The following is a 7938-nucleotide window of genomic DNA, read 5'->3' as shown; positions in this document are numbered from 1 at the left end:
TTTTTACAAGGGCGGCTTTTAACGTAAATTGTTGCGATAAAATCGCAGTGTCAGTGCGCGTGTTTGTACCAATACTCGCACTCGCACCAGCGCGTTAGCGCATGGTCACAAACTCTTCAGACGCAGTTGGGTGAATGGCTACGGTGTTGTCAAAATCACGCTTGGTTGCGCCCATTTTCAGCGCAACGGCGAAGCCTTGCAGCATCTCATCCATACCAAAACCGATACCGTGAATACCCACCACTTTCTGTTCAGCGCCAACACAGACCAGCTTCATTCGGCACGGCTGGCGGTGTGAGGTTACGGCGGTGTACATGGCGGTAAACGATGAGGTGTAGACCTTCACATTGGCCTCACCATACTGCTCGATGGCTTGTGGCTCAGTCAGACCGACAGTACCAATCGGTGGATGGCTGAATACCACGGTCGGCACGTTATCGTAGTTCAGGTGCTCGTTTGGCTTGTTGTTGAACAGGCGCTCTGACAAACGGCGACCCGCAGCCACTGCAACCGGCGTGAGCTCAATACGGCCGGTATTATCACCTACGGCATAAATACCAGGAACATTGGTGTTCTGGTACATATCTACGCGGATGTAGCCGCGATCATCGAGTTCTACGCCAGTGGCATCAAGGTTGATGCTGTGGGTAGCAGGTTTACGGCCAATTGCCCAAATCAGGCAATCTACCGTGATGCTGCGGCCATCTTCCAGATGCAGTGTCAGGCTGCCGTCGGCGTGCTTCTCAACCCGCTTTGGCACAGCTTGCGTGTGCAGTGTCGGGCCTTCGTTTTGCATAACTTCCAGCAGCGTATCAATAATCAGCGGATCAAAGCTGCGCAGTGGTGCATGCTGGCGTACTAGCAGATCTGTTTTTACGCCAAGCGCATGCATTACGCCGGCGATTTCCACTGCGATATAACCTGCGCCGACTACCGCCACACGCTCTGGCAGTTCAGTCAATGCGAAGAAGCCGTCAGAGTCAATACCGTGTTCTGCACCTTCAATCGGTGGGCGAGTAGGGAAACCACCGGTTGCAATCAGGATATGGTCAGCGGTGATCTGCTCGCCGTTTACCTCAACGGTGTGCGCATCAATAAAACGGGCAAATCCGCTGATGACATCCACTTTATTGTTGCCAAGAACGCGCTCGTAAGATTGGTGAATTCTGTCAATGTAGGCTTCGCGGTTCTCCAGCAGTTTGCTGAAATTAAAGCGTTTTACATCTACATCAAAACCATAATCTGCGGCATACAGATTCATGGCTTCTGCAATTTGTGCGCCGTGCCACATCACTTTTTTTGGCACACAACCCACGTTGACACAGGTTCCGCCCAGCGCTTTGGCTTCAATCAGGGCACACTTTTTACCGTACATGGCTGCACGGTTAATCGAGGCAATACCGCCGCTGCCGCCGCCAATAGCCAGATAGTCATAATGTTTTGTCATGTGTTGTCATCCGTTGTCAGAAGCCAAAGAGGTATCAAGAGATTTTAGCGGCAGTGGCAAGGTTACTCAAATATCGTGACTTTCTATCATGATAGTCACTGGCCTATCAGAGATAGTGCCAGCGTAAGATCAGGATGTTGCACAATAATCGGTCGCAATAATGCGCGGCAATAGTATGCGTTAACAATATGCCGTAATCGTGCGCATATTTGGGCTATTAGTGTCTGTCTGCCCGTTCACTGCCGTATGCCGATGGCACTTACCGCTGTATATGCTGAGAGTAGCGCAAAAAAGGGGCAAAATCGCCTGTTCGTTTGATATTCACCGCCAGTTAGAGTGCCCTATATGGCAGCAATAACGGTTATTGATCGTATTGTAGAGCGATATCCGCCGCTGTGCGCACCTTGCGTGGCAGGCGCAGTGCAAACAGATGATCGACCGGCCCGTGTCCATGACCAATATGCAGAGCGTCTGCTGCCAGCAGTGCCTGTGTCAGATACTGCTTGGCCAGATAAATAGCGCTGATTAACGGCTCATCATGGGCGAGGAAAGAGGCAATGGCGGCCGACAGTGTACAGCCTGTGCCATGCGTGTGTCGGGTGTTGATCCGCACTGCATCAAAGCGGTGCACGGTTGATGGCGTCAGTAGCCAGTCCGTGCTGGATGCTGAATCAGTAATATGTCCGCCCTTGAGCAGAGTCGTGGCGGTGAGCTGTTGTTGCAGTTGCGGCAGTAGCGCTTCGATATCCCCAATACAGCTTGGGATCGGCAGGTCGAGCAGCACGGCTGCCTCCGGTAGATTGGGGGTTACCAGTGTAGCAAGCGGCAGCAGTTCGCTGCGCAGGGCACTAATAGCATCGCTGTTTAGCAGCGTATCGCCGCTGGTGGCGACCATGACAGGATCGAGCACAATGATAGCGGGCCGGTACTGGCGCAAAGCCTGTGCTACGGCTTGGATAATGTCGGCATTATGCAGCATGCCGATTTTCACGGCCTGCACTCGGATATCACTCAAGACACTGTGCAGCTGCTGGCTAACGGCCTGCGCAGAGAGCGGATATACGCCCTGTACTCCGCAGGTATTTTGCGCGGTGACGGTAGTGATCACTGAGCAGGCATAACTGCCGGTGGCGCTGATGGTTTTGATGTCGGCCTGAATACCGGCACCGCCGCCGCTGTCAGATCCGGCAATGGTCAGCACCACCGGAGTCGGCAGTGGCAGTTGATGTGCAGATTCAGCACAGGATAAATCGGTGTGGCTAGGTGTAAGAGGGGTTTTCGTATCGGTAAAGCGTTGCATACAACATTCCTTCATTAAGAATACATGTACGCAGGGCGGCGGCAGAGTAAAAGACAACAACAGTGGTTGAGGCTGATGTCAGCAGTATGCCGGTCAGTTCCCTACGCCAGTGTTAACTGGATCAGGTTCAACGGGTTCCACGCTGTTTACAGCCGTGATCTCAGCCTAATGGCCCCCCGACTCACTGTCAGCAGGTTAGCATGCCAGCAGGATATGTTGTATCGGAACGTCAGGTTAATAAAATGGGCCGATTCATGGGGATCTCATTTGTTAATGTAATCAAAATGTAAAGCAAGTTCTGTTAACTATTAAAATATATATCAGCCACTTATAAAATAATGCATAACAATAGATGTTAATGTTCTATTGCAAAACCGGCAATTTTATTGCCAGATCCACGAGTCTCAACTATTTATCAATAAACCGACATAAAATTGAAATAAAGTTGTGGCATTAGGTTATTTGTAGATATTTAATTCAGTAATTAAATGTTGTCTGGCTATGCCATATTATTTTAGGGATAAAAAATAACTTGTTTATCCCTAAAATAGAGCGTTAGAATCGCCCACTTAAAATAATGTGAAGGAAGCGGAAATATGTTTAAACCATTAAGTGCTGAGTTCTTAGGAACATTCTGGCTTGTATTAGGCGGCTGTGGTAGTGCCGTTATTTCAGCTGCATATCCTGAATTGGGTATTGGCTTTTTGGGTGTCGCATTGGCATTTGGTTTAACCGTTGTGACGATGGCATATGCTGTCGGCCATATTTCTGGCGCACATTTTAATCCGGCGATTACATTGGGCTTGTGTGCGGGTGGTCGTTTCCCAGCAAAAAATGTTATCCCTTATATTATCGCTCAAGTTCTTGGCGGTATTGCGGCGGCCGCAGTACTCTATTTTGTTGCCAGCGGCAAAGCCGGTTTTGATGCAACAACCAGCGGATTTGCCTCTAACGGCTACGGTGAACATTCACCGGCAGGTTACTCAATGCAAGCGGCTATCGCCATTGAGTTTGTGCTTTCTGCATTTTTTATTCTTGTTATTCATGGTGTTACAGATAAGCGCGCACCAGCAGGTTTTGCACCGCTGGCGATTGGTTTAACCCTGACTCTGATTCACTTAATCAGTATTCCGGTTACCAATACATCAGTGAACCCAGCACGCAGTATTGGTGTTGCGTTGTTCCAGGGAACATGGGCAATTGATCAGTTGTGGCTGTTCTGTTTAATTCCAGCACTGGGCGGTATTGTGGGTGGTTTAATTTACCGCACCGTATTAAGTGAGAAGTAAACATAATAATTTGAATTCTGGTTATCAATAACTAAGATTAATCTGAAAAGCGCAATGTTATATTGCGCTTTTTTTATTTTTGTATTTCATCCCATAAAAAATAAAATAAAAAAAGGCAGCAAAGGCTGCCTAACTGGCTACAGATAATTGAGTGTTACACAATAACTGTGGTGACAAAGTCTAAAGCGCACAAAAACAACATCAAAAAAAAGTAATCTTCTGTATAGCGGTGAGGCAACATGATTTACTGCCTCACTATTGCGGTATGACGACGTGTTTATGAACATTTACCGCATGTCTATTTTAGTCATCAGCATGTGGTTATGTTGCACTGTTATTTAAAGGGATAGGTGATGTAACCGTGCTCCATTTTTTCTTCGGCAACATTATAGCTAGTAGGTACATCATTGGCGGCAATGAAGCCGTAGAAGATGTATCCAAACAGGGTCAGAATTGAGCCGTAGAAGACCGCTTCTTGTCCGCAGGCATACACACCGTAAATACTGTAGATAGCGGCAAATGCGCCGACTACGGCCCCAATTTTCCACTGGTGGCCTGAGACATGGTTTTTACGCAACATTACAAACAAGCCAGTTTGTGACAGCACATACGGCACCATGTTGATAAATACCGACAGGTTAAGCAGGGTGTTAAATTGCTGCACGGTGTTTGGCGAAATACTCATGGTGGCTAAAATGAGCTCGAGCACCAGCATGATGATCATGCCAGCAATCGGGGCGTTATGCTTGTTCATCTTGGCAAATATACTCGGGAAAAGACGCATTTGTGCCGCCGCCCATGACACTTGCGCATTGGTGAACTGCCATGCCAGCAGTGAACCGATGCAGGCAATAATGGCCAGAGCACAGATAATCTGACCGACCATTGGGGTAAACATCATGCTAAATACCAGCCCGAAAGGTGCACTGGATTTGGCCAGTTCCGCATTCGGTACAATGCCTTGAATGACAGAGGTTGAAGCGATATAGACAATGGCCACAAATACGGTCGCGAGCATGACTGCTAATGGCACTGTTTTTTCAGGGTTACGTACGGCACCTGAGTTGGCACCCGCAGTTTCAATACCTAAAAATGCCCACAGTGTGAGTGCAATACCTGAAGAGATACCGTTGATGGTGGTTACGCCGTGCGGGTTCCATGCGGCAGCAAACAATTCAGGTTTAAACCAGAACCAGCCGACAATTGACAGCCCAACAACCGGAATGATAATCCCCCACACGGTGACACTTGAGATCCGGCCGGTATATTTAGGCCCCCAGAAGTTGGCCACCATAGTCACAATTAATACGGCGACCACGCCCCAAAAACTGTGCACTCCTGATTCGGCCAGCCACGGGAAAAATGGCTTCATATAGCCGACGGCTGAAACGGCAATCGCCACTGCACTGATCACCAGACAAATATAGTAGGTGTACGAGGCCATAAAGAATGATGATTTACCGTGCGCCTCTTGTGAATAGGCTGACATACCGCCATCACGGTGACAAAACATGCCACATTTAGCGTAGGTGTACGCAATACAGAGCGCCCCGACGGTGGTCACTAGCCATGAAAGCATGGTAATGCCGCCGGTGCCAGCAAGGTTGGCCGGCAGCATAATAATACCAGACCCCATCATATTCACTGTCACTAATACCGTGAGGCCCATTAGCCCCATTTTGTTATCATCTGCAGATGCCATAAAATTTATCTCTTTATTCGATAAACTTAATCTTCATCACCTTCATGCTCAGTTTGAATAACTGCTGAAAGTAATATCGTCTGTTTATTTTCATCGTATAAATACCAAAGAGAATCTCTCTGTCTATGCAGCTATACGGTGAAAATATAAACCGCATACTGCTTTCGCAGTACGGAGTAAAATAACCATGTTCATTGTTCTGGTGAGTATTATTTTTGTCTGCCGGAGGTGATCATGTCAAAGCGGCCGCGATCAAAATAGATGTGCATTATTTGTTATGTTCTGGTTGTTTTTACGTATCTATTTGCGTTGTTTTTCATGTTGATAGCGGGTGTGTTTTATTAATGCAGATATGTGAATAATGTTTTTATTTATGTCTAGGAATGGAGGCGGAGCTTGTTTTTGAATTAAGTCAGCTTTTATTTTTATTCTAGCTGTTGTTTTGCGTGTACAGATGAAATTAAATGTAATTTTGAATTTATTGATGTGATCGTGTTTTCCACTATCATCATACGTTGTATGTGACTAAATTGTAATTCATACGGTGAGAGTTAAATTTACCCTACCTATTATTGTGATAGGCATCGCGGTTTATATTTTTATGCGTGATACATACCGTTTTTGATGTAATGGAAACTTTACAGTTTATAGATGACAATTTATGAACCAATTCCACTTCAGTTGTTTTGAGGTGGTCATGTGGAGTGCGTTATTGTCTATGCAAATCAAAGGCTGTAATGAAAATGATATCTCCACTGCGTGATGAGTAAACGTAAATATTCACTGCTGGTGACTGGCTTATGAAAATGGTTTTTACTGCACGATAACATTAATTACATAAAATTCGCTTTATTTAATAAATTATTAAATGTGATTTATTAAATAATTTATAACACCTATTTAATTGCTATTAATTTAGCTATTTGTGCGCTATTTGTGTGTGTGGTAGGAGAATGTTTATTTATAATTATTCTTATATATCATGTGGTTATGTTTTGAATTGAATGTCGATTGTGTTTTTTATGTTAAACGCTGCGCAAATAATATGTGACTTAGATCAATTTATTGGCTTAATATAGATAATATTAATGAGTTATTAAATTGATTTGCATTCTTGTTTTGTATTGGTGGCACACGGATAGCTAGTTATACATTTAGCGTTGAAAGGATAAGTATAAACATCTATGCATATTAAATGATATGGGCGTGGTTTTATATGAATATTTTCTGCAACAATGTCTGGCTTACATTACGGTTACAACCTATTGTTGATTTAAATACCCATCACCTAAATGCCGTTGAAGTATTAACACTCTCACCGAGTGATATCAAGGTAGAAGACTTCTTCAATAGTTGTTCATTATCTACGCAAAAAGAGATTTTTTTATTACAATTAAGAAGAGTGAGCCACCTATTCAATCAGGCTTGTATTTTTCACATCAATCTAAATGCTGATGCGCTGATTGATCCGGTGTTTGTCGCCGCATTGTTGGCGGAATCACAAGTGAAGTTAGCCATTGAAATTGAGCATGTTCCCGAGCAACGAGATCTGTTTTTAGCTGCAATAAATAAAATTAAGCAGTATGGCCATCAGCTATGGTTAGATGATTTTGGCCGCGATAACATCAATTTTAAGCTGCTCAATAATATCCCATGGGATGGCATTAAAATTGATAAAGAGGTTTTTTGGATATACCGTGATAATGCTGATTTGTTAAAAAAAGTGGTGATGATTTGCCATAACTCTGCCGACTCGGTGATTATTGAGGGTATTGAACTGATCTCTGATCGTGAAATATCACGTAAATCTGGCGCTTATTATGGTCAAGGTTTTTTATGGTCAGATATCACAGTGAATGAGTATTCGCTCTATAATATTAAAAAAGAGTGATTGGCGGATACGTTATTGCACAGCTCTGTGCTTTTTTCTAGATAATATCTAAATGATATAGAAACAATAATGGTTAATTGTATGCTTAATTGGTGTACATGATCTTTATATTCCTTTGATGGAATAAATATTCACTCTCCGGCTATATTTTCACAGAGGGTGAATAGATGTGGTGCAGAAAGAGATCTGCTTTTTATTATAAGATAAATGAGAGTGGTAGAAACGTGAAATTATCAAAAGTCGCATTGTTAACATTAGCAGCCCTGAGTTCTAATGCATGGGCGCATGGCTATGTTGATGCTCCTCAGT

At 44.5% G+C, this 7938-nt stretch carries 5 protein-coding genes and 1 riboswitch; of the genes, 2 read left to right on the top strand and 3 right to left on the bottom strand.

Annotated elements, in window-relative coordinates:
* Positions 1 to 94: 94 nt before the first annotated feature.
* The gene (gorA, locus tag ACRC27_RS05490; RefSeq protein WP_438623257.1) at positions 95 to 1447 is read right to left on the bottom strand and encodes a glutathione-disulfide reductase; all 1353 of its coding nucleotides are present in this window, start codon (positions 1445 to 1447) and stop codon (positions 95 to 97) included.
* A gap of 361 nt (positions 1448 to 1808) precedes the next feature.
* Complete coding sequence (thiD, locus tag ACRC27_RS05485) at positions 1809 to 2747, bottom strand: bifunctional hydroxymethylpyrimidine kinase/phosphomethylpyrimidine kinase (protein ID WP_438639378.1); 939 nt, start codon at positions 2745 to 2747, stop codon at positions 1809 to 1811.
* An 81-nt stretch (positions 2748 to 2828) separates the two neighbouring features.
* Positions 2829 to 2936: riboswitch (TPP riboswitch) on the bottom strand.
* A 407-nt stretch (positions 2937 to 3343) separates the two neighbouring features.
* Here thiD and aqpZ point away from each other — a divergent pair.
* Complete coding sequence (aqpZ, locus tag ACRC27_RS05480; RefSeq protein WP_438623255.1) at positions 3344 to 4036, top strand: aquaporin Z; 693 nt, start codon at positions 3344 to 3346, stop codon at positions 4034 to 4036.
* Between the two features lie 334 nt (positions 4037 to 4370).
* Here the strand turns inward: aqpZ and potE are convergent, their stop codons facing one another.
* Positions 4371 to 5738 (bottom strand): putrescine-ornithine antiporter, encoded by a 1368-nt coding sequence (gene potE, locus ACRC27_RS05475; RefSeq protein ID WP_438623254.1) that lies wholly within the window; start codon positions 5736 to 5738, stop codon positions 4371 to 4373.
* Between the two features lie 1216 nt (positions 5739 to 6954).
* Here potE and ACRC27_RS05470 point away from each other — a divergent pair.
* Positions 6955 to 7629, top strand: a complete 675-nt coding sequence (locus ACRC27_RS05470; protein WP_438639377.1) for an EAL domain-containing protein — start codon at positions 6955 to 6957, stop codon at positions 7627 to 7629.
* The last annotated feature ends 309 nt before the right edge of the window (positions 7630 to 7938 follow it).

Origin of the sequence: Plesiomonas sp. (genome assembly GCF_051650925.1) — a bacterium.
Classification (GTDB): domain Bacteria; phylum Pseudomonadota; class Gammaproteobacteria; order Enterobacterales; family CAMTGL01; genus Plesiomonas.
Note: the sequence above shows the minus strand (reverse complement) of the source record. Positions and strands in the feature narration are given on the sequence as shown.